The organism is Mycobacterium sp. WUMAC-067, from assembly GCF_020217485.1.
Lineage (GTDB): Bacteria > Actinomycetota > Actinomycetes > Mycobacteriales > Mycobacteriaceae > Mycobacterium.
Genome location: NZ_JAEKMI010000065.1, coordinates 1 through 21,030 on the forward strand (window position 1 = coordinate 1; position 21,030 = coordinate 21,030).

20 protein-coding genes and 3 pseudogenes are annotated in these 21,030 nt (G+C 68.0%); 17 read left to right on the forward strand and 6 right to left on the reverse strand.

The genetic code is table 11. From position 1 onward, the window contains the following. Nucleotides 1-112: 112 nt before the first annotated feature. Together JF781_RS25225 and JF781_RS25230 are read left to right on the forward strand one after the other, a co-directional pair. Nucleotides 113-388 (forward strand): annotated as a pseudogene (locus tag JF781_RS25225) (leucine zipper domain-containing protein); the annotation flags it as partial. Nucleotides 389-530: 142 nt separating this feature from the next. Then, complete coding sequence (locus JF781_RS25230) at nucleotides 531-3,542, forward strand: Tn3 family transposase (RefSeq protein ID WP_017682184.1); 3,012 nt, start codon at nucleotides 531-533, stop codon at nucleotides 3,540-3,542. Nucleotides 3,543-3,610: 68 nt separating this feature from the next. Here JF781_RS25230 and merB read toward each other — a convergent pair whose 3' ends face one another. The 3 genes from merB to merA form a co-directional block, all read right to left on the reverse strand. Continuing rightward, a complete protein-coding gene (gene merB / locus JF781_RS25235; RefSeq protein ID WP_010596911.1) occupies nucleotides 3,611-4,255 on the reverse strand; it encodes an organomercurial lyase MerB in 645 nt (214 codons plus the stop codon). Nucleotides 4,256-4,326: 71 nt separating this feature from the next. After that, entirely contained in the window at nucleotides 4,327-4,770 is a 444-nt protein-coding gene (locus JF781_RS25240) for a MerR family transcriptional regulator (RefSeq protein ID WP_010596912.1), read from the reverse strand. A gap of 18 nt (nucleotides 4,771-4,788) precedes the next feature. Further along, nucleotides 4,789-6,228 carry a mercury(II) reductase gene (gene merA / locus JF781_RS25245; RefSeq protein WP_010596913.1) on the reverse strand — a complete coding sequence of 480 codons (1,440 nt, stop codon included), beginning with the start codon at nucleotides 6,226-6,228 and terminating at the stop codon, nucleotides 4,789-4,791. A 128-nt stretch (nucleotides 6,229-6,356) separates the two neighbouring features. Between merA and JF781_RS25250 the strand changes: the two genes are divergently transcribed. From JF781_RS25250 to JF781_RS25285, 8 genes and pseudogenes are all read left to right on the forward strand, one after another. Then, a complete protein-coding gene (locus tag JF781_RS25250; protein WP_026138108.1) occupies nucleotides 6,357-6,746 on the forward strand; it encodes a helix-turn-helix transcriptional regulator in 390 nt (129 codons plus the stop codon). After that, complete coding sequence (locus JF781_RS25255; RefSeq protein WP_010596915.1) at nucleotides 6,746-7,045, forward strand: hypothetical protein; 300 nt, start codon at nucleotides 6,746-6,748, stop codon at nucleotides 7,043-7,045. Before JF781_RS25250 ends, JF781_RS25255 begins: the two co-directional genes overlap by 1 nt. After that, nucleotides 7,042-7,548, forward strand: coding sequence for a TlpA disulfide reductase family protein (locus JF781_RS25260; protein ID WP_010596916.1), 507 nt, complete (start codon nucleotides 7,042-7,044; stop codon nucleotides 7,546-7,548). The genes JF781_RS25255 and JF781_RS25260 overlap by 4 nt, the downstream gene beginning before the upstream one ends. Continuing rightward, the gene (locus JF781_RS25265) at nucleotides 7,545-8,441 is read left to right on the forward strand and encodes a cytochrome c biogenesis CcdA family protein (protein ID WP_010596917.1); all 897 of its coding nucleotides are present in this window, start codon (nucleotides 7,545-7,547) and stop codon (nucleotides 8,439-8,441) included. The genes JF781_RS25260 and JF781_RS25265 overlap by 4 nt, the downstream gene beginning before the upstream one ends. Further along, the gene (locus JF781_RS25270; RefSeq protein ID WP_010596918.1) at nucleotides 8,438-9,817 is read left to right on the forward strand and encodes an NAD(P)/FAD-dependent oxidoreductase; all 1,380 of its coding nucleotides are present in this window, start codon (nucleotides 8,438-8,440) and stop codon (nucleotides 9,815-9,817) included. Before JF781_RS25265 ends, JF781_RS25270 begins: the two co-directional genes overlap by 4 nt. Nucleotides 9,818-9,934: 117 nt before the next feature. Beyond that, nucleotides 9,935-10,888 (forward strand): site-specific integrase, encoded by a 954-nt coding sequence (locus JF781_RS25275; RefSeq protein ID WP_017682183.1) that lies wholly within the window; start codon nucleotides 9,935-9,937, stop codon nucleotides 10,886-10,888. A gap of 77 nt (nucleotides 10,889-10,965) precedes the next feature. Beyond that, a pseudogene (locus tag JF781_RS25280) lies at nucleotides 10,966-11,703 on the forward strand (transposase); the annotation flags it as partial. Between the two features lie 282 nt (nucleotides 11,704-11,985). Then, nucleotides 11,986-13,307, forward strand: a pseudogene (locus tag JF781_RS25285) (IS256 family transposase). Nucleotides 13,308-13,599: 292 nt separating this feature from the next. On the opposite strand, the gene JF781_RS25290 reads toward JF781_RS25285, so the two are convergent. Further along, a complete protein-coding gene (locus JF781_RS25290; protein ID WP_047040843.1) occupies nucleotides 13,600-14,349 on the reverse strand; it encodes an IclR family transcriptional regulator in 750 nt (249 codons plus the stop codon). Between the two features lie 70 nt (nucleotides 14,350-14,419). Here JF781_RS25290 and pcaH point away from each other — a divergent pair, with 70 nt between their 5' ends. From pcaH to JF781_RS25325, 7 genes are all read left to right on the forward strand, one after another. Continuing rightward, a complete protein-coding gene (gene pcaH, locus JF781_RS25295; protein ID WP_043416460.1) occupies nucleotides 14,420-15,217 on the forward strand; it encodes a protocatechuate 3,4-dioxygenase subunit beta in 798 nt (265 codons plus the stop codon). Next, nucleotides 15,217-15,786, forward strand: coding sequence for a protocatechuate 3,4-dioxygenase subunit alpha (gene pcaG, locus JF781_RS25300; RefSeq protein ID WP_043416462.1), 570 nt, complete (start codon nucleotides 15,217-15,219; stop codon nucleotides 15,784-15,786). The genes pcaH and pcaG overlap by 1 nt, the downstream gene beginning before the upstream one ends. Next, nucleotides 15,783-16,988 (forward strand): lyase family protein, encoded by a 1,206-nt coding sequence (locus JF781_RS25305; RefSeq protein ID WP_043416463.1) that lies wholly within the window; start codon nucleotides 15,783-15,785, stop codon nucleotides 16,986-16,988. The genes pcaG and JF781_RS25305 overlap by 4 nt, the downstream gene beginning before the upstream one ends. Beyond that, nucleotides 16,985-18,166, forward strand: a complete 1,182-nt coding sequence (gene pcaC / locus JF781_RS25310) for a 4-carboxymuconolactone decarboxylase (RefSeq protein WP_047040849.1) — start codon at nucleotides 16,985-16,987, stop codon at nucleotides 18,164-18,166. Before JF781_RS25305 ends, pcaC begins: the two co-directional genes overlap by 4 nt. After that, nucleotides 18,163-18,861, forward strand: coding sequence for a 3-oxoacid CoA-transferase subunit A (locus JF781_RS25315; protein WP_047040851.1), 699 nt, complete (start codon nucleotides 18,163-18,165; stop codon nucleotides 18,859-18,861). The genes pcaC and JF781_RS25315 overlap by 4 nt, the downstream gene beginning before the upstream one ends. Beyond that, nucleotides 18,858-19,547: a 3-oxoacid CoA-transferase subunit B gene (locus JF781_RS25320; protein WP_047040853.1), complete on the forward strand. Its 690-nt coding sequence runs from the start codon at nucleotides 18,858-18,860 to the stop codon at nucleotides 19,545-19,547. The genes JF781_RS25315 and JF781_RS25320 overlap by 4 nt, the downstream gene beginning before the upstream one ends. A gap of 71 nt (nucleotides 19,548-19,618) precedes the next feature. Continuing rightward, on the forward strand, nucleotides 19,619-20,107 hold the full coding sequence (locus JF781_RS25325) for a cupin domain-containing protein (RefSeq protein ID WP_047040871.1): 489 nt from the start codon (nucleotides 19,619-19,621) through the stop codon (nucleotides 20,105-20,107). A gap of 224 nt (nucleotides 20,108-20,331) precedes the next feature. Here the strand turns inward: JF781_RS25325 and JF781_RS25330 are convergent, their stop codons facing one another. Together JF781_RS25330 and JF781_RS25335 are read right to left on the reverse strand one after the other, a co-directional pair. Further along, entirely contained in the window at nucleotides 20,332-20,802 is a 471-nt protein-coding gene (locus JF781_RS25330) for a hypothetical protein (protein WP_047040856.1), read from the reverse strand. Between the two features lie 24 nt (nucleotides 20,803-20,826). Further along, nucleotides 20,827-21,030 (reverse strand): IclR family transcriptional regulator C-terminal domain-containing protein (locus tag JF781_RS25335; RefSeq protein WP_286160128.1); only part of this gene is annotated, 204 nt, incomplete at its 5' end.

Here is a 21,030-nt window from a genome sequence, read left to right on the forward strand (position 1 = left end):
CTAGGTGTAACTCCCAGACAGGTTGTGAACGGCGTGGTGAGCGGAAGTAGGTGAGGACCTCCGGTATCGGTGTGGTTACCAAACACGCACATCCGATTACCGAGAGGTCCTCATGGTCCACGCTAATGCTTCGTTGACTCCTCGTGGGCGGTTGCGGCTTGCGCAGGCGGTTGTTGATCAGGGCTGGAGTTTGCGGCGCGCGGCTGAGCGGTTCCAATGTTCGGTGGCCACAGCCAAGAAATGGGCCGACCGTTATCGCGACGGTGGCGAAGCAGCGATGGTAGACCGGCCCAGCCGGCCGCATCGCAGTCCGTTGCGGTTGCCGAAACGACGTGAGCGGCGCATCGTCAACCTGCGCTTCACCCGGCGCTGGGGCCCACATGGGGTCCCGGTAGTAATGGCGCAAAAAACAACGAGGTTCGCGTAGCGCCTGGTCGGCGGTGATTTCTCGGTTCGGGCTGCGGGCCGGGGTGGTTGGTGCTTGGCTTGGCTGCCGATGAGGTTGGTCGGCGTTTTGGAGGCTGGGGTTCGTGGCGACGCGGGTATTCGCGGACGAGGAGTTGCAGCGCCTGCGGGAGTTCCCGGAGATCAGTCGTGAGGAGTTGTTCCGGTACTTCACGCTGACCCCGGCGGATCTGGCGTTCGTTGCTCCGCAGGGCAGGGGCCCTGCGGTCCGTCTGGGCCTGGCGGTGGCGTTGTGCACCTTGCCGTGGCTGGGGTTCGTGCCGGACAAGGTGTCGTCGGCGCCGCCGGTGGCGGTGGCCCGGTTGGCGGATCAGCTGAATGTCGATGCGGTGCAGCTTCGTTCGTATGGCAAGCGGGCGCAGACGCGGACCGAGCATGTGCGGCTGGTGGCCCAGTATCTGGGGTGGCGGCCTGCCGGGTCGATGGAGTTGAAGGAGCTGGATGAGTTCCTTCTGGCGCGGGCGATGGAGCACGATTCGCCGACGCTGTTGTTCCGGCTGGCGTGTGAGTACCTGATCTCGGCGCGGGTGATCCGGCCGGGCCCGGACACGGTGGTCCGCCGGGTCGCGCATGCTCGCACGCAGGCGCAGCGGGAGACCTATGACCGGTTGGCGCGCGAGTTCACGCCGCAGCGGTGTAAGGAACTGGATGCGTTGCTGGTCGCCGACCCGTCTATCGGGATGTCGCGGTTGCGGTGGTTGTCGACCGGCCCGGTGGAGGCGTCGGCGACCGCGGTGAAGGCCGAGGTCGAGAAGCTGGTGTTCCTGCGCAACCTGGGCGCGGATGAGCTGGATATGTCGGTGCTGCCGGCGGAGCGGCGGCGGTTCCTGGCGACTGTGGGCCGACGCTTGACGGGCCAAGCCTTGGAACGCCGGGATCCGCAACGCCGCTACCCGATCCTGCTCACGGTGTTGGCTCAGTCGGCCACCGATGTGCTCGACGAGGTGGTGCAGCTGTTCGATCAGGCGATCTCGGCCAGGTTGAGCAAAGCCGAACGCCGGATGCGCGACGAGCTCGCCGAGCGCGGTAAGGCCGGAGAGGATCGGCAGGGGTTGCTCGACGACTTGCTGGCCATCATCACCGACACGCAGATCCCTGACGAGGAGATCGGCGGCCTGATCCGGGGCGATCGGATCGGATGGGAGCGGTTGCGGGCCGCGGTCGCGCAGGCCAAACCTCGGCTGCCGCGCGATCACGGGCACCTGGCCGCTCTGGACAGCTCGTACTCCTATCTGCGGCAGTTCACCCCGCAGGTGCTGTCGACAGTCCGGTTCGCCGGCGGCACCGCGGCGATCGAGCTGCTGATCGGGGTGCACATGCTGCGGGAGCTGAATGCGACCGGTACCCGCAAGGTGCCCGACGACGCGCCGACGGGGTTCGTGCCGACGAAGTGGCGCGGCTACCTCGACGAGGCCCGCAAAGCCGGCAACACCACCGCCTATCGGCACTACTGGGAGCTGTGCGTGCTGCTGGGGCTGCGGGACGGGTTGCGCAGCGGCGACGTGTTCGTGCCGGGGTCGCGCCGCTACGCCGACCCGGCCGCTTACCTGCTGACCCCGCAGGCGTGGGAGCCGCAGCGTGACGAGTTCTGCCGCCTGGTCGGCAAGTCCGCTGATCCGGCCCGCGCCCTGGCGACCGCCACCGACGAGCTGCACGACGCTATGAGCGAGTTGGAGAAGGTGCTCGCCGACGGCGACGGCCCGGTCCGTCTCGATGAGGCCGGTGACCTGGTGGTCTCGCCGCTGTCGGCAGAAGACGTTCCGGCCGAAGCGGTGGCGTTGAAGCAGGAGTTGACGGAGATGCTGCCGTTCGCGCCGATCGTGTCGCTGTTGATCGAGCTGGACAAACGCACCGGCTACCTGGACTGCTTCACCCACGCCGGCGGTAAGCAGTCCCGCACCCCGGAGTTGAAGCGCAACCTCATCGCGGTGCTGCTGGCCTACTCCACCAACCTGGGTCTCACCCGTATGGCGGAGGCCTCCGGCATCTCCTACGACATCCTGGCCTGGACTTCGGAGTGGTATGTGCGGGAGGAGACGCTGCGGGCGGCGAACCTGACGATCATCGACTACCACCAACGCCTGCCGCTGACCCCGATCTTCGGGGCCGGCACCCTGTCCTCCAGTGATGGGCAGCGGTTCCCGACCCGTGGCAAATCGGTCACTGCCAGAGCGTTGAGCCGCTATTTCGCGAACGAAGGACTGAGCACGTATACCCATGTCACCGATCAGCACGCCACCTACGGCACGAAGGTCATCGTCGCGACGAGACGTGAAGCTCACTACGTGCTGGACGAAATCCTCGGCAATGCAACGGATCTGCCGATCACCGAGCATGCGACCGACACGCACGGCGTCACCCTGGTGAACTTCGGGCTGTTCGACCTGCTCGGGTTGCAGCTCTCGCCCCGCATCCGGGACCTGGGCCGGATCACCCTGTACCGGGCGGCGCCGCGAGCCCAGGTCGAGTCCGCGTTCCCGCACGCGGGCCCGCTTTTGACCCGGCGGTGCAATCTCGATCTGATCGCCGAGCACTACGACGACCTGCTCCGGCTGGCCGGGTCGCTGAAGTTCGGGCACGCCACCGCGTCGCTGCTGGTCGGCAAGCTGTCGGCGTCGGGCCGGCAGAACGCCCTCGCGGCGGCGCTCAAGGAGTACGGGGCGCTGCGGCGCACGATCTACGCCGCCCGGTATCTGTCCGACCCGGGCTATCGACGCAAGATCTCCCGCCAGCTCAACAAGGGCGAATCCCTGCACGCGCTCCGCCGCGACCTGCTCTACGCGCATGAAGGAACCGTGCGCGCGAGGCACCTGGAGGGACAGACCGAACAGGCATGGTGCCTCACGTTGGCGACCAACGCCGTCATCGCCTGGACCACGGAGTATTACGGTCTGGCGACCGAACAGATGCGGCGGGCCGGGCGGCGCATCGATGACGAGGTGCTGGCGCACATTTCTCCGGCGCACAGCGAGAACATCAACTTCTTCGGCGCCATCGAGGTCGACATCGACGCCGAACTGGCCCAGCTCGGCCCCACCGGGTACCGGCCGCTGCGGGTCCGCGACACCCTCTTCTGACCGCCGGCTACCACCTTCCGGGAGAGGGTGCTGGGGCGTAGCTGGGCACATCGGTGGCCTGGGTTGGGTCAGCGACAGCGTGGTGGTTCGGTGGCGGTGAGGACGCGGTCGCTGATCGGGCGCAGCTGGGCGTAGGCGTCGGCGACGGGCAGCACGAGCCCGGTGGGGTGCCGGCTCTGCCAGTCGGCGGCCGCCACGGCGGTGGCGAAGTAGCGGCCGGGGTTGCAGGTGGTGGCGCGGACCCGGGTCGGGTCGAGTTCGTCGGGGCCGGGTACAGAGATGACCGCGGTGGCCGGGTCGAGGCCGCTGACCCCGGAGGCCGGGTCAACGGACAGTCGGATGGTGGTTCCGGTTGCGGCGCAGGTGGATTCGACGGTGGCGGGGCGACCGATGATGGCGGGGAACAGCAGGGTGTCGGCGGCGCACCAGGTGTAGAGCTGGTGGCCGTCGACGGTGAACCGGTGCGGGGTGGGATTGAGGGTCAGGCCCCAGCCGAGGATGCGGTGCCGGTCGTCGTATTCGATGTCCGCGGCGGCGGGCGCGTTCTCGACGTCGGCGACGCTGGCGCCGGCGGCGGTAGCGAGCTGTTCGATGGTGATCGGTTCACCGGCCGCGAGCAGCCGCATCGCGGTGCCCATCAGGTTCGTTCCCGTATTGGCGGTGGAGTCGAACAGTGTGTCGACGATGGTGGTGGCGAACGGGTTGGTCGTCATCGCTGGTGTCCCCTCGGAGCGTGTAGTCACGGGTGTGGGATCGAGTGTCGGGCTTGCCACCGCAGGGAAGGTCAAGCGCCGCAGCCGCATGTCCTCGGATCCGGCACCCACGGCGGGGCGGCGGCTCGGTCGTGGCTGGTCGCCCGGGTCAACGCGTCGTGGTGGTGGTGTTCGAACTCGTCGATGCGGCGGCGCTGCTCGTCGAGGTCGCGGATGCGGTCCTCGATCCGGGTCCGGGAGCGGGCCAGTAGTTCGGCCAGCTGCGGTCCGACCGGCCGGGCGCTGTCGTCGCAGGTGGCGGCGAGCTGACGGATTTCGGCCTCCGTGAGGCCGAGGCCGCGCAGGGTGGCGATGACCTCGACGCACCACAGCGCGTGTTCGTCGAAGAGCCGGTATCCGGCCCGGCTGCGGCCGAGGCTGTAGATCAGGCCCAGGTCGTGGTGGCGGCGTAGTACTTTCGCCGGCACTCCGGTGCGGCGGGCCAGGTCTCCGATGGTCATCACCGGTGTGTTCATGACGGCTCGATCCGGTCCTCAGCCCGCGCAGCAGGACAGCTTGGCGACATCGGCGGTGAAGGTTTGGGCGGTGAGTTTCAGCGCTTCGGCCATGGTCAGATACGGCGCCCAGGTGCGGGCGAGCTGGTCGACGGTCATGCCCGCGGTGATCGCGTACCCGGCGGCGGTGATCAGATCCCCGGCACCCTCGGCGACGGCGTGCACGCCTAGCACCCGCCCGGTCCCGGCCTCGGCGACGAGTTTGACCACACCACGGGTGTCCCGGTTGACCAGGGCACGCGGCACGTTCGCACCGGTGAGCAGCCGCGACTCGGTCCGTAATCCGGCTGCGGCGGCTTGGCTGTCGGTGTGGCCGACCGCGGCGATGGCCGGGCTGGTGAATGTCACCCGCGGCAGCGCCGTGTAGTCCAGGGTGCGGCCGGCGTGCCCGAGGGCGTTGCCGGCGGCGAGTGTGCCCTGCGCCGCCGCGACGTACACGAATTGGGGGCCGCCGGCCACGTCGCCCGCGGCCCAGATCCGCGGGTTGCTGCTGCGCTGGTGGGCGTCGACGACGACGGCGCCGCGGTCGTCGGTGCGTACCCCGACCGCCGCCAGATTCAATCCGGGGGTGTCGGGGCGGCGGCCGGTGGCGATGAGCAGCTGGGCGGCCCGCAGTTCGGTGGTGGCCCCGTCGGCGGTGCGGACGGTGACGAGTTTCTCGCCGCCCTCGGCCAGTGCCTTGTCGAGGGTGGCGCCGGTGAGCACGGTGATGGCTTCGTCGGCGAACACCTGCGCGATGGCCCGGGAGATCTCGGGTTCCTCGAACGGCGCCAGCCGATCCAGGGCCTCGATCACCGTGACCCGGGTGCCGAGCCGGGCGAACAACTGTGCCTGTTCGAGACCGATGGCGTTGCCGCCCACCACGATCAGCGACCCCGGCAGGACGTCGAGCTCCATCGCGGTGGTCGAGGTCAGATACCCCGCCTCGGCGAGCCCGTCGGTCGGCGGCGCCCACGGCGCGGCGCCGGTCGCGATCAGGTACTGATCGGCGTCGATCACCCGCGGGCCATCGGCCCCCTGCTCGACCCGCAGCACCGGTGCGTCGGTGGTACCGGTGAAGACGGCGGTTCCCGAGACGATCTCCCAGCCGTAGTCGGCGGCCAGGTCGAGGTACTTCTCGCCGCGAAGCCGGTCGACCAGCGCGTTCTTGCCCGCGATCAGCTCGGCGAAGTCCACCGGTGCCCCGGTCGCCGCCAGCCCCGGGAACCGGTCGGCGCTCGCCGCGGTGTGCCGGGCCTCCGCGGCGGCCAGCAGCGCCTTCGACGGCACGCAGCCCACGTTCACGCAGGTGCCGCCGATCGCGGCGCGCTCGACCATCACCACCCGTTTGCCGAGGTTGACCGCGGCGATGGCGGCGGCGAACGCCGCCGAACCGGAACCGATGATCGCCAGATCGGCGCGCGGGGATGTCGTGGTCACGGCGGGTTCTCCTTGCTGGGGGACTCCGGTCACGGAACAGGTTGCTATTCGCGTTGACGAATATCTCCGGACATCATACTATGCGCTTATCCGAATAGTTCAACTTTCTTCTTGTGGAGGCGATCCCCTTGCCCCGGTCCACGACCGCCGCCGTCACCGCGCCCGGTGGCGAGACGGCCTGCACGCACCTGGATGCGACGGCGAAGTTCTTTCGCGCGCTGTCGGATCCGACGCGGTTGAAGCTGCTGGAGTTCATCTTGGCCGCCGAGCGCACCTCCGCGGAGTGTGTCGAGCATGCCGGGATCTCCCAGCCGCGGGTGTCGGTGCACCTGTCCTGCCTGGCCGACTGCGGTTATGTGACCGCGCGCCGTGACGGCAAGAAGCTGCGCTACTCCGTCGGCGACCCACGCGTCGCGGACCTGGTGATGCTGGCCCGCTCCCTCGCCGCCGACAACGCCGCCGCGCTGACCTGCTGCACCCGCATCGACACCGCTCGTGTGAACGGAGCAGGACATTGATGAACGTACGCAACAACTCCACGGGGATCGGCGGCCCGCTCGCGGTGGTGGGTGCCGCCGTGGCCATGATCGTGTGCTGCGCCGGACCGGCCTTGATCGCGGCCGGTGCGCTCACCGCCCTCGGCGGTGCGCTGCGCAGTTGGGGACCGATCGTGGCCGCCGCGGTGATGGTCCTCGCCGCCGTCGGCTACACCGCGCGCCGTCGTAAGCCGCCGCAGCGAGGGACAGTCCGCGGACTGCTGGGCACCCGCCGATCGCATCAGCCCAACGCGTCGACCGATCGGAGTTCCCAGCCGTGACCACGCCGATCACCCGACGCACGGTGAGCGCGGCGCTCGCCGCCCTGGCGGTCACGGTGCTGGCTGCCTGCGGCACCGACACCGCCTCGCCCCGCGCCGCCACCGACCCCGTCACGGTCACCGCGCTGTCCGGGGCGCCGGTGACCGTGCCCAGCGGCAAGCCGACGGCGATGTTCTTCTTTTCGGTCGGCTGCGGTGAATGCGTGGGCGGCGCGAAGTCGCTGTCGCAGGCTGCGCGACAACTCGGTGACACCGCCGCTTTCGTCCTGGTCGACATGGATCCGGCCGAACCTGCCCAGGTCGTCACCGACTTCCAGCAGCAAACCGGGACCGACACCGTGCCCGCGGTCATCGACACCGATGCGACCCTGACCAAGCGGTACTCCGTGGCCGCCCTGTCGACCCTGCTCGTCGTCGACCCCGGCGGTGCGGTCGCCTACCGGGCCGCCGACCCGTCCGCCGATCAGATCACCGCCGCGCTGGCGAAGGCCGGGGACCGGTGAACGGGCTGCTGGCCTTGGCGTTCACCGCGGGCATGCTCGCCCCGGTCAATCCGTGCGGTTTCGCGCTGCTGCCGGCCTGGATCACCCACACCCTCGGCGACACCGCCACCGAACCGCTCGGGGTACGCACGGCGCGGGCGCTGCGAACCGGCGTCGCTTTTACCCTCGGGTTCGCGGGCACCCTGGCCGTGGCGGGGCTGGCCATCAGCGCCGGTGCCCGCGCGCTGATCAGCGCCGCGCCGTGGCTCGGTCTGGTCGTCGGTGTCGCCCTGGTATTGCTCGGTGTCGTCATGTTCACCGGCCGCGTGCTCGGTCTGCGACTGCCCACCCGAGCGCTGCGCCCGGCCACCGGGCCGGGCGGCACAACCGGGATCGTCCTCGCCGGGATCGGCTACGCCGCGGCGTCGCTGTCGTGCACGTTCGGGGTGCTGCTGGCCGTCATCGCCCAGGCCCAGGCCACCGCGGGCTGGGGTGCGCTGCTCGCGGTGTTCGTCGCCTACACCCTCGGCGCCGCGACGATCCTGCTGCTGGTCAGCCTCGCCGCCGCGGCCGCCGGTACCGCGCTCACCCACCATCTCGCCGCCCTCGCCCGGCACGGCACCCGCATCACCGCGACCGTGCTCATCCTCACCGGCGCCTACCTGGCCTGGTACTGGCTGCCCGCCGTCACCGGCGACACCACCGGCACCAACGGATTCGCGGCCCTGTCCACCACCGCCAGCACCTGGCTGCAGAACCACACACCACTGATGGCGACGATCGCGGCACTGACCGTGCTCACCGCCGCCGTCACCGTCCTCGCTCACCGCATGATCCGGCGCCGCGTTACCGATGCCGCACCCGTCGACTGCTGCACCCCGACGACCGTCATCGAGGAAGGGCGCCCGCAATGACCGAACGCTACGACACCCTCGTGCTCGGCGGCGGAATGTCCGGGCTGCCACTGGCGCTGCGCGCCGCCCGCCACGGCCGGGTCGCCTTCGTCGAGAAGGAACTGCTCGGCGGGACCTGCCTGAACCGGGGCTGCATCCCCACCAAGACGATGATCGCCTCCGCCGCCGTCGCCCATCAGGCCCGCCGCGCCGCCGAGTTCGGCGTCCGCGTCGGCGGTCCGGTCACCGTCGACCTGGCCGCCGTGGTGGAGCGTAAGAACACCCTCGTCGATTCCATCCGGGCCGGATCGTATCGGGCCGTCGAAAAATCCGCCGACCTCGACTTCTACCACGCCGCAGGACAATTCACCGGTAACCGGCGCCTCACCGTCGACGGCACCACCCTGACCGCGGACCGGATCATCCTCGCGACCGGCACCCGCACCACCCTCCCGGCCATCGACGGCTTGGATGCCGTGCCCTACTACACCTCCCGCACGCTGCTCGACCTCACCGAACTACCCGCCCACCTGCTCGTCGTCGGCGGCGGCTACGTCGGCTGCGAATTCGCGCAGATGTTCCGGCGATTCGGCGCCGAGGTCACCATCGTCCAGCGCGCCGACCGGCTGCTGCCCGGGGAAGACCCCGACATCAGCGCCGCCGTCGCCGACGGCATGACTGCCGACGGCATCACTGTCGCGACCGCCACCACCTGTACTCACGCCGCCGGGACGGCCGGCAACATCCGGATCGGCTGCACCGGCACCGAGACCGCCGAGATCACCGGCAGCCACCTGCTGCTCGCCACCGGGCGCACCCCCAACACCGACGCCCTGGGCCTGGAACACCTCGACCTGCAACCCGACCCGCACGGCTTCCTCACCGTCGGCGACACCCTGAACACCTCCGCCGACAACGTGTGGGCGATCGGCGACCTGCGGGGCGGGCCGATGTTCACCCACACCGCCCGCGACGACGCCGACATCGTCTACCGCACCGTCTACCGCGACCAGGACCGCACCACCACCGGACGTGTCGTGCCGCACGCGGTGTTCACCGACCCCGAAGTCGGAGCCGTCGGCCTGACCGAACCCGCCGCCCGCGCAGCCGGCTACGACGTGATCATCGGCCGCCAGAACTTCACCGGCGTTGCCAAAGCACGCGCCATCGGCAACACCCGCGGCCTGGTCAAATTCGTCGCCGACGCCGCCACCGACCGGATCCTCGGCTGCCACATCGCCGGACCCGACGGCGGCGACCTCGTCCACGAAGCCGTCATCGCCATGACCTGCGGCGCCACCTACGGCCAACTCGCCGCCGCCATCCACATCCACCCCACCCTCGCCGAAGCCGTCAACGCCGCCGCCGGCGGCGTCCACCGACCCGCCGCCGACTGATCCCACAGATAACACCCTGTTATCTGTGGCACCATGAAACCCGGCCTGCGACGACTCCGCTCCGGCGGTGCGCGAAGCGGCCCTGTTATCTGTGGCAAGCAGGCCAGGGAGGTCACAATGTTGTCGTCCGGGATCACCGTCCGCGCCGCCGGCGACGGCTTCCTCGACTCGATCCGCTCCCCGAACACCCGCCGCTCCTACGCCATCGCCGTCGATAAGACCACCGCCAGGCTCGGCGAGGCCCGGCCGCTGGCCAATGTCGCCGACGACGAGATCGGCGAAACCCTGGAAACTTTGTGGGGCGAGGCGGCGGTCAACACCTGGAACGCCCGCCGCGCCGCGGTCGCGTCTTGGCTGGCGTGGTGCCGCGAGCACGGACACCTCGCCCCGGCGGTCCCCGCGTGGGTGAAACGCTCCACCCCGCCGGACTCGGCCACCCCGGTGCGCTCGCGCACCGCGATCGACCGGCTCATCACCCGCCGCGACATCGACCTGCGGGATAAGACGCTGTGGCGGATGCTCTACGAAACATGCGCCCGCACCGAGGAACTGCTCCAGGTCAACATCGAAGACCTCGACCTGGCCGGGCGGTGCTGCCCGGTGAAGTCCAAGGGCGCCAAGCCCCGCACCCGCCGCCGCGGCGCCGCCCATCACGAGTACGCGCACGAGCTCGTGTACTGGGACGCGGGTACCGCCCGGCTCCTGCCACGCCTCACCAAGGGCCGCACCCGCGGACCGCTGTTCGTCACCCACCGCCGACCCGGACCCCGCAAAGCCGTCGCCGACCGCGACATCTGCCCCGACACCGGCCTGGCCAGGTTGTCCTACGGCCAGGCCCGCGCCCTGCTCGATGCCGCCACCGCCACCAACGGACCCGGCACCGGCTGGGACCTGCACGAACTCCGGCATTCTGGCCTGACGCATCTCGGCGAGGCCGGAGCCAGCCTGCTCGAGCTAATGGCCAAGTCCCGCCACCGCAAACCCGACAACCTGCGCCGCTACTTCAAACCCTCACCGGCGGCCATGCGCGGCATCACCAGCCTCCTCGGTCCCGACCGCGGCCACCGATAGCGGCCACCAACAACGACTCGTCCGTCTACCCGGACCAGGCGCTACGCGAACCTCGTTGTTTTTTGCGCCATTACTGCCGGGACCCCGGCGTCACCGGGCAGATCATCGTGCGCGGTGACAGCGCCTATGGATCGCGGGCGGTGATCCGGGTATGCCGCCGCTACGGGGCGGTGTTCTCGCTGGTGCTGACCCGCAACGCCGCGGTGCAACGCGCCATCGACAGCATTCCCGAGAACGCCTGGACCCCGGTGAAATACCCGGGTGCGGTGCTCGATCGCGAGACCGGGGCCTGGATCTCTGATGCCGAAGTCGCTGAAGCCGTCTACACCATGGCCAAAACCGGCACCTATGAGGCGGTCACCGCCCGGCTGATCGTGCGCCGGGTCAAAGACGCCAACCAACCCCAAGACGGGCTGTTCCCGATCTGGCGGTATCACCCGTTTTTCACCAACACCACCGAGTCGGCCACCGACGCCGACATCACCCACCGCCGCCACGCCATCATCGAAACCACCTTCGCCGACCTCATCGACGGCCCCTTGGCCCACATTCCCTCCGGGCGCTTCGGCGCCAACAGTGCCTGGGCCGTCTGCGCCGCGATCGCCCACAATCTGCTGCGCGCCACCGCGACCCTGGCCGGGACCCGTCACCGCACCGCGCGCGGGGCGACCCTGCGCCGTCACCTGGTCAATATCCCGGCTCGTCTGGCCCGACCCCAACGACGACCGATCCTGCACCTACCCCGGCACTGGCCCGCCGAACCAGCATGGATGACCCTGTGGCACAACACCATCGGCCACCGATCCAGCGCCTGAACCACCGACCACCCGACCCGACAACCAGGAACCCGACAGGAAAAGCTGGACAGACCAGCGGCCTCGTCATGCCCACCACCAGCCCGGATCAAGACCATCAGCTCAACCGGCCACCACACCGTCGGTCGGTGGAATCAGGCTTAGTGAGAGGAATGATCAGAACCTGTGGATGAGCCTCGGCGAGGCGGCGTGAAAATGGGCGCACCTTCCCGAGGATGATCATCACGGAATCAGGTATTCGATCAAGACCGGCGTTGGCGCGCTGGTTGGGAAGGTACGCCCATGCTCACCGTAGTTCACGACGGCGCGGAGGCCAACGACAACACCGACAGTGGTGCTGGTCGGTCGTTGTTGGATGAGATCGTCCGCGACGGTGCCCGGCAGATGCTGGCCGCGGCGTTGCAGGCCGAGGTCGCCGCCTACGTGGCGCAGTTCGCTGATCAGCTCGACGAGAACGGCCACCGACTGGTGGTCCGCAACGGCTACCACCAGCCGCGTGAGGTGCTGACCGCGGCCGGTGCGGTGCAGGTGAAGGCGCCGCGGGTCAACGACAAGCGTGTCGACCCCGATACTGGTGAGCGCAAGCGGTTCTCCTCGGCGATCCTGCCGGCCTGGGCTCGCAAGTCCCCGCAGATGTCGGAGGTGCTGCCGCTGCTGTACCTGCACGGCCTGTCGACCAGCGACTTCGGGCCGGCGCTCGAGCAGTTCCTCGGCTCCGGTGCCGGGTTGTCGGCATCCACGATCACCCGGCTCACGGCGCAGTGGCAAGACGAGGCCGCCGCGTTCGGTGCCCGGGATCTGTCGGGCAGCGACTACGTCTACCTGTGGGTCGACGGCATCCACCTCAAGGTCCGCCTGGACCAGGAGAAGCTGTGTCTGCTGGTGATGCTCGGTGTGCGCGCTGACGGCCGCAAGGAGCTGGTGGCGATCACCGACGGCTACCGTGAATCGGCCGAGTCGTGGGCCGATCTGCTGCGCGACTGCAAACGGCGCGGCATGACCGCCCCGTGCTCGCCGTCGGTGACGGTGCACTCGGGTTCTGGAAAGCGGTCCGTGAGGTGTTCCCGGCCACCCGAGAGCAGCGCTGCTGGTTCCACAAGCAGGCCAATGTTCTTGCCGCACTGCCGAAATCAGCACACCCGGCGGCCCTGGCGGCCCTCAAGGAGATCTACAACGCCGAGGATATCGACAACGCCCAGCTCGCGGTCAAGGCCTTCGAGGTCGACTTCGGCGCCAAGTACCCCAAGGCGGTCGCCAAGATCGTCGACGACGCCGATGTGCTGCTGGAGTTCTACAAGTACCCGGCCGAACATTGGATCCACCTGCGCACGACGAACCCGATCGAAAGCACCTTCGCCACAGTGCGACTTCGGACCAAGGTGACCAAAGGCCCGGGATCGCGGGCGGCTGGATTGGCGATGGCCTACAAGCTGATCGACGCCGCCCAGGCCCGCTGGCGCGCCGTCAACGCCCCGCACCTGGTCGCCCTGGTCCGCGCCGGCGCGGTCTTCCACAAAGGCAAACTGCTCGAACGGCCCACCGACATCACCCCACCGACACCGCCCTCAGACGGCGATCAACACACCGAAACGGAGGTCGCCTGAAACACCCCGATCCACAGGTATTGACAATTCCTCCCAAGTGACGATTCGCGAGGTGAGAGTGCGAGGTGGGCAGGATGGATTCCGCCGCTGATCGTTGAACGGCGGACCCTTTGCTGATGCTTTCTCAGCTTCAACTGGGGGATCGGTCGCGTCTATCCCTCCACCGCGGCGCGGACTCCGATTCGCGCCAGATGTCATGGCAGTCACCACTTTTTCGACGGCTAGCGACGGTGTCGCGTTTTGTCAGAAGCCGCCCGACAGCACAGCGATCGCTGCTGCGGCGGCCCGTGGGTCACAGCAGCCGGACGATGCCGCGGGCAGCCACCTGCAGGGCGCCGAGCAGTCGCTGGCGACCTCGCTTCAACGACGGAACTACGACGGCGATCGCGGCCACCACAGCGTCGTCGGACTGCCGGACGATCGGCACGGCCAGTGAACAGGCGCCTAGCGACATCTCTTCCACGGTGGTAGCCAACCCCTCGCGCCGCACCCCCTCCAACTGTCGGGACAGCACCGCAGGCTGGGTGATTGTGTAGGGAGTAATCGGAGTCAGATTGGCAAACACCTGATCCTGGACTTCGCGTGGCGCGTGCGCCAACAGCACCTTGCCGACGCCGGTGCAGTGCATCGGCAACCTGCTGCCGACGGTGCTAACGATCGGCACGGATGCCCTACCCATCATCCGCTCGAGGTACAATACTTCGTTGCCGTCGCGTACCGCGAGGTGCACGGTGGCGAGCGTTGCCGCGTAGACATCGTGCAAGAACGGCTCTGCGACCTGCCGTAATCCGCCTCCGACCGGGGCGAGCAGCCCAGCGCTCCACATCAGTCGGCCGACCTCGAAACGACCGTCCGTGCGGCGCTGCAACGCCCCGCCCGCAACCAGTTCGGCAGCCAGCCGGTGGGCCGTGGCCATCGGCAGGCTGGCCCTACCCGCCAGTTCGGACAGCGTCAGTGTCCGGTGCCACTCATCGAAGGCGGCGACCATGCGCAGCAAACGAGAAGCGACGCTGGTGCCGGGCGTTGAGGTATTTCCCGCCACTCACGGATCCTTTCCGCTCAGTGGTAATCTAGCGTAGGTCAGTCGCCGAGGAGCCAATAGTGTCAAGGCTATGACAGCAGTGATCGACCCCGATCCCGACGGCGGGTTGCCGAGGCAGCAGGCGATCAGCGCGGAGATCGAGGCGATCGAGTCCGAGTATCAGCGCGCTGGCATCGAGGAGACGCAGCCGCGGCTCGGCTACGCGCCCTACCGCAGCAGCCTGCTGCGTCATCCCACGAAGGACCTACACCACGCTGACCCGGAGGGCGTCGAGCTGTGGACGCCCTGCTTTTCCGAACGCGACGTGCATCCGCTTGAATCGGACCTCACCATCCAGCACTCAGGCGAACCCATCGGCGAACGGATAGTGGTGACCGGCCGGGTGGTCGACGGCGACGGACGGCCGGTGCGACGTCAACTCGTCGAGATCTGGCAGGCCAACGCCGGCGGTCGCTACATCCACAAGCGTGATCAGCACCCGTCCGCGATCGACCCCAACTTCACCGGCGTCGGCCGCTGCCTGACCGATGACGACGGAAGCTACCGCTTCACCACGATCAAGCCAGGGCCGTATCCGTGGAGGAACCACCGCAACGCTTGGCGCCCAGCCCACATCCACTTCTCGGTGTTCGGAACGGAATTCACGCAACGGCTGATCACCCAGATGTACTTCCCCGGCGACCCGTTGTTCGCGCTGGACCCGATCTATCAGTCGATCACCGACCGAAAGGCCCGAGACCGACTGATTGCCAACTACGACCACGACGTCACCACCCACGAATGGGCCACCGGATACCGGTGGGACATCATCCTCACCGGCGCGACGCGCACTCCGACCGAGGATCCCCACCGCGGAAGCGAACACTGATGAATACCCTGCTCACCGCCACCCCGGGGCAGACCGTCGGACCCTTTTTCGGTTACGCACTCCCGTTCGACCGGTGCGACCAGCTGGTTCCGGCCGGCTCACCGGGTGCCGTCCAGCTTTCCGGCTTGGTCCTCGATGGTGACGGCCAGCCTGTTCCCGACGCCCTACTTGAGATCTGGCAGGCAAACGCCGACGGCACCATCCCCACGTCCACCGGCTCGCTACACCGGGACGGCTGGACCTTCACTGGGTGGGGCCGCGCCGGCACCGACGATGGCGGACGGTACAACTTTTCCACCGTCATCCCAGGTCCCTGCGATCCCGGTGCGGCACCGTTCTTTCTGATCACCGTGTTCGCCCGCGGGCTGCTCAACCGGCTGTTCACCCGCGCCTACGTGCCCGGGGGGCAGCTGGCCGGCGATCCACTGCTGGCGTCCCTGCCGCCCGAGCGTCGCGACACGCTCATCGCCACCCGCGAGGGCGCCGGACTACGCTTCGACATCCAATTGCAGGACGCGCCAGGCAAACCCGAGACGGTCTTCCTGCGCTACGCGGGACACCAGCGATGACTGACCTCTTCTGGCCGGGCGACGACCTCGCAGGCGACCTGATGAGCGGCCCCGCATTCCTCGAGGCCATGGTGGCCGTGGAACGGGCGTGGCTGGACAGCCTCGTCGACGCCGGTATCGCACCGCAAGAGGCGCGTGCCAGCTTGGCAGACCTCATCGCCGACGCCGACACCGAGTCGATCGCCCGCCGCGCCGCCACCGACGGCAGCCCCGTCAGCGCTCTGGTCACGTTGTTGCGTGAGCGCTCAACGGCGGCGACAGCCCGCTGGTTACACCGCGGGCTAACCAGTCAGGACGTCGTCGACACAGCGCTCGTCATCTGCGCCCGTGATGTCCTCATGCGCATCGGCGACGAGTTCACCGTCCAAGTCCGGGCGCTGTCCGAGCTCGCTGAGAGGCACCGGAGCACACCAACACTCGCGCGTACCCTGACCCAGGCCGCCCTACCAAGCACCTTCGGCGCCAAGATGGCACGTTGGCTTACCGGCATACTGGACGCCGCCGAACCGCTGACCGGGCTGCTGCCCTCGCTGCCGGTGCAGGTCGGTGGCGCGGTGGGAACGCTGGCGGCGGCTACCGAATTGACCGGTTCGGTGGACGGCGCCATCGCGTTGAGCGACGCGCTCGCCGGCGCACTGCGGCTGGCGCCGGCTCCGCCCTGGCACACCACCCGCTCGGCGATCACCCGCATCGGGGATGCGTTGGTGAGCTGCTGCGACGCCTGGGGGCACATCGCCGCCGACATCGCGACCGGTAGCCGGCCCGAGGTCGGCGAGCTGGCCGAGGGGACTGGTGGCGGCTCATCGACGATGCCGCACAAGAACAATCCCGTCCGCTCTGTGTTGATCCGGCGCACCGCGCTCACCGCGGGCACCTTGGGCGCCACCCTGCACCTGGCCGCAGGAGCGAGTGTCGACGAGCGCTCCGACGGCGCGTGGCACGCCGAATGGGCCACACTGCGCACGCTCGCCCGCCACACCGTCGTGGCGGCCATCCAAGCCTCCGAACTGCTCTCCGGGTTGCAGGTGGACACGGCGCGGGCGGCCGCGAACCTGGCCGACGCGGGCGGGCTGCTCACCGAACAACGTGCAATGACCGAGTTGACCGGTAGCCCAGCACGGCCCGACTACACCGGTGCCGCCGATCGGCTGATCGATTCGACCTTGAGTCGGGCCCGCCGCTTCATCAAGTCTGCGTCATGACCATTCCGGCCTTGGCCACAATCGACTTCGGCGGACCCGACGGTGCGCCTGTCCTCGTGCTGGGGCCTTCACTGGGTACCTCGGCAGCCACGCTGTGGAGCGCTGCGGCTGGATGGCTGAGTGCGCACGCCCGCGTCGTCGGGTGGGACCTACCCGGTCACGGTCGAGGCGGTCCTGGCGAGCCCTTCACGATCGCCGAACTCGCGGTCGCCGTGCTGGCACTCGCCGACGACATGCACGCCGAGACCTTCCACTACGCCGGTGATTCGCTCGGTGGCTGTGTCGGTCTGCAGCTGATGCTCGACGCGCCGCAACGGGTGGACTCGGCGACCCTACTGGGCACCGGTGCGTTGATCGGCACCCCAGCTGGCTGGCTCGAGCGCGCCGCCACCGTCCGCGCCGAGGGCGTCGAAACCTTACTCTCGGGCGCGGCCCAGCGGTGGTTCGCGCCGGGCTTCGTCGACCGGCAACCAGGTGTCGGCGCGGCGCTGCTGGACACCCTCAGCCACACCGATCCGGAGTCCTATGCGCAGGCCTGCGAGGCCCTCGCGGCATTCGACGTCTCCGACCGATTGCGCGAGATCGTCACTCCCGTCCTGGCCGTGGCAGGCAGCGCCGACGTGCCCACACCGCCGGAGTCATTGCGGCGCATCGCCTCCGGTGTCCAGGACGGTGACCTCGTAGTGCTCGACGGTGTCGGCCACCTGGCACCCGCCGAAGCCCCGGACCGGGTCGCCGGCCTCATCGCAGAGCAGGTGGGTATTCCGCAGCCTGCGACTAGGACCGTCGAGGATGTGTGTCGCGCGGGAATGGCGATACGGCGCCAGGTGCTCGGCGACGGGCACGTCGACCGGGCAATCGCCGGTACCACCGACATGACCGCCGATTTCCAGCACCTGATCACCCAGTACGCCTGGGGAACCATCTGGACACGCCCAGGTCTAGACCTTCGCAGCCGCTCGATGATCACCCTGACGGCGCTGGTCGCGCGCGGGCACCGCGAGGAACTGGCGATGCACCTGCGAGCGGCCCGCCGGAACGGTTTGAGCAACGACGAGATCAAGGAGCTGCTGATGCAGACTGCCATCTACTGTGGCGTCCCCGACGCCAACTCCGCGTTTCGCATCGCCGCCGAGGTATTGCCGGAATTCGACGAGGACGAGCGGGCGTCGTCATGAGCCGCACCGCCGTCTGCGCCGCCGCCCACGAAGCCGTCGCCGGAATCGCTGACGGCGCCACAATTCTCGTCGGCGGATTCGGCATGGCGGGCATGCCCACCACACTCATCGATGCGATCATCGAACAGGGCGCCGCCGAGCTCACCATCGTCAGCAACAACGCGGGCAACGGCGACACCGGTCTGGCCGCGCTGCTGGCTGCCGGTCGGGTCGCGAAGGTCATTTGTTCCTTCCCCCGACAGGCCGATTCGTACGTGTTCGACAGGCTCTACCGGGACGGCATGGTCGACCTCGAAGTGGTCCCGCAGGGCAACCTGGCCGAGCGGATCAGAGCGGCAGGCGCGGGCATTGGCGCGTTCTTCTGCCCGACCGGTGTCGGCACCCCGCTCGCCTCGGGCAAGGAGATCCGCACGATCGACGGCCGCGACTACGTGCTGGAGTATCCGATCCGCGGCGACGTCGCACTCATCGCAGCACACCTGGCCGACCGGGCCGGAAACCTGTTGTACCGCAAGACTGCTCGCAACTTCGGTCCGGTCATGGCGACCGCCGCCACGCTGACCGTCGTTGAGGTCTCCCGCGTCGTCGAGACCGGAGGCATCGACCCCGAGACGGTCGTGACGCCGGGTATCTTCGTCGACCGCATCCTCGACCTGTCCTCGATTCCCGCCGCCCGCACCGAGGCCGCCTCGTGACGGGAACGCTCGATGCAAGGACACGGCGTCGTGTCGAGCATCTCGACCGTGGCCCGTTGGACCGCGGGGAGATCGCCGCGATGATCGCCCGCGACATCGCACCTGGGTCGTACGTCAATCTCGGCATCGGCCAGCCCACGATGGTCGCCGACTACCTCGACCCCGCCGCCGAGGTGGTGCTGCACACCGAGAACGGCATGCTCGGCATGGGAGGCGCCGCGACAGGAGACGCCATTGACCCGGATCTCACCAATGCAGGCAAGGTTCCGGTCACCGAAACCCCTGGGGCGTCCTACTTCCACCACGCCGACTCCTTCGCCATGATGCGCGGCGGCCATCTCGACGTGTGTGTGCTCGGGGCGTTTCAGGTCAGCGAGCGTGGAGACCTCGCCAACTGGCACACCGGAGCACCGGACGCCATTCCCGCGGTCGGGGGTGCGATGGATCTCGCCATCGGAGCGAAGCGCGTATTCGTGATGATGACGCTGTTCGGCAAGGACAGGACCGCGAAGTTGGTTCCGGAGTGCAGTTACCCGCTGACCGGGCTTCGGTGCGTCAGCCGGCTGTATACCGAGTACGCGATCTTCGACATCGACAACGCCGGAGACGGACGCGTGCGCGTACTCGAGACCTTCGCCATCAGTATCGCCGCGCTCGAGAAGCGCTTGCACATAGCTCTGTCGTGACCCTGGCGCTTGGGTCGCCGAAAAGTGACTCCATGCTCGCTCAGCGACGAAATTCCCAGAGGAGTGGATTGATGACCCTATCCCGTGACGAGCTAGCCGATTTCGCCGAAAGTATGGCGCGCGCAGGGGATCGCGACACCCAGCACGTGACCGAGGAGCACCTCGTCGTGAACTCCACCGAGGCACACTGGATCCAGACCGGAAGCCCATCAGAAATTGGATTGCTTCTGCGGATACCCGCCCGCTCCATTGAGTTCTTCCTGCAGAAGATCCCCGCCGGTGCGGGCAGTGACCTTCATCGACACGTACACGAGTCAGTTCACTTCGTGCGACATGGCTCGGGCTGGTCGGAGATTGGCGATCAACGCGTAACGTGGAGCGCAGGCGACTTCGTGTATACGCCGCCGTGGGTATGGCATCGCCACTATGCAGATGACCAACAGGACGTCGAGATGATAGTCATCGAGAACTCCCGCCTCCTGGCTGCCGTGGACGCAACCCAGAGGGAAACCAGGGGCAACGTTAGCTTCGCCGAGGCTTTCGGCGTCGGCGACACGTAAGCAGTGGAGAAATTGTCAAGGTAATCGCTTCGAAGGGCGCTTGACGACGGCGGTCAAACACACGGCGGCCGGTCAACCCATCCACGGCGCTAATGTCCAGCCGCCCTGCAACTTTCGTGGCCGCGGCGTCTCCCGGCGAAGCAGGCGGCCTGATCTGCACCCGTGTTGTCGGCCCACGGGTTGTGCGAGTAAAGCGCAAAGTGATCACGATGCGGTCACATGCGTTATTCGTCGAACCCTTCATCTGGGATAGCAAACGCCGCCCTGGCGTTGTCGTTGAGATTTGCAAATCCATCGATAACCACCCGGGCCACGCGGGTCTCATGGTCGACAATGCGGATCAGCCACGTGTGAAAGGCCGCACCGGTGAATTCTTCGCTGACCGGCGAAGGAGCTCTCCAGCGACGGAAGAAGAACTCGAGTCGTGTCGTCAGCTCGATGACATCCTCCTGCACCGGAACGTAGGAAAGTACTTGACGCAGTTCGAGGCGTTCGTCGAAAATCCCGTCCCGCTGCGTGAGATACAACCGCAGACCATTGAGTCCCTTCCATTGGTGGCCGCCGCGAAAGCCGATTTCGAAGTCGTCTGTGAGGACGGTTGCGAACATTTGCTCGGCCGGCGAGTGGCGCTGTTCTAAGCGCAGGTAGTCATCGATCGTCGAAACGAACGCCGGCAGGTCGGGGGTACTCGACACAGAACATCTCCTTTGCCAATGTAGTTAGACCAGCTTAGTAGCAAGCTCTGCGGCAGCTTCGCCGATGATGCCAGCTACTTTGCGGACATGTGATGGCCGTAACCGATAGCTCGGCGCTGATGCATTTAGTGCCAGCCTCACGTCGGGACCTCTTGCAGGTATGGCGACAGCAACGGATGCGACACCTTCTTCGCTTTCCTCCCTACTGGTCGCGAAACCGCTCTTTCG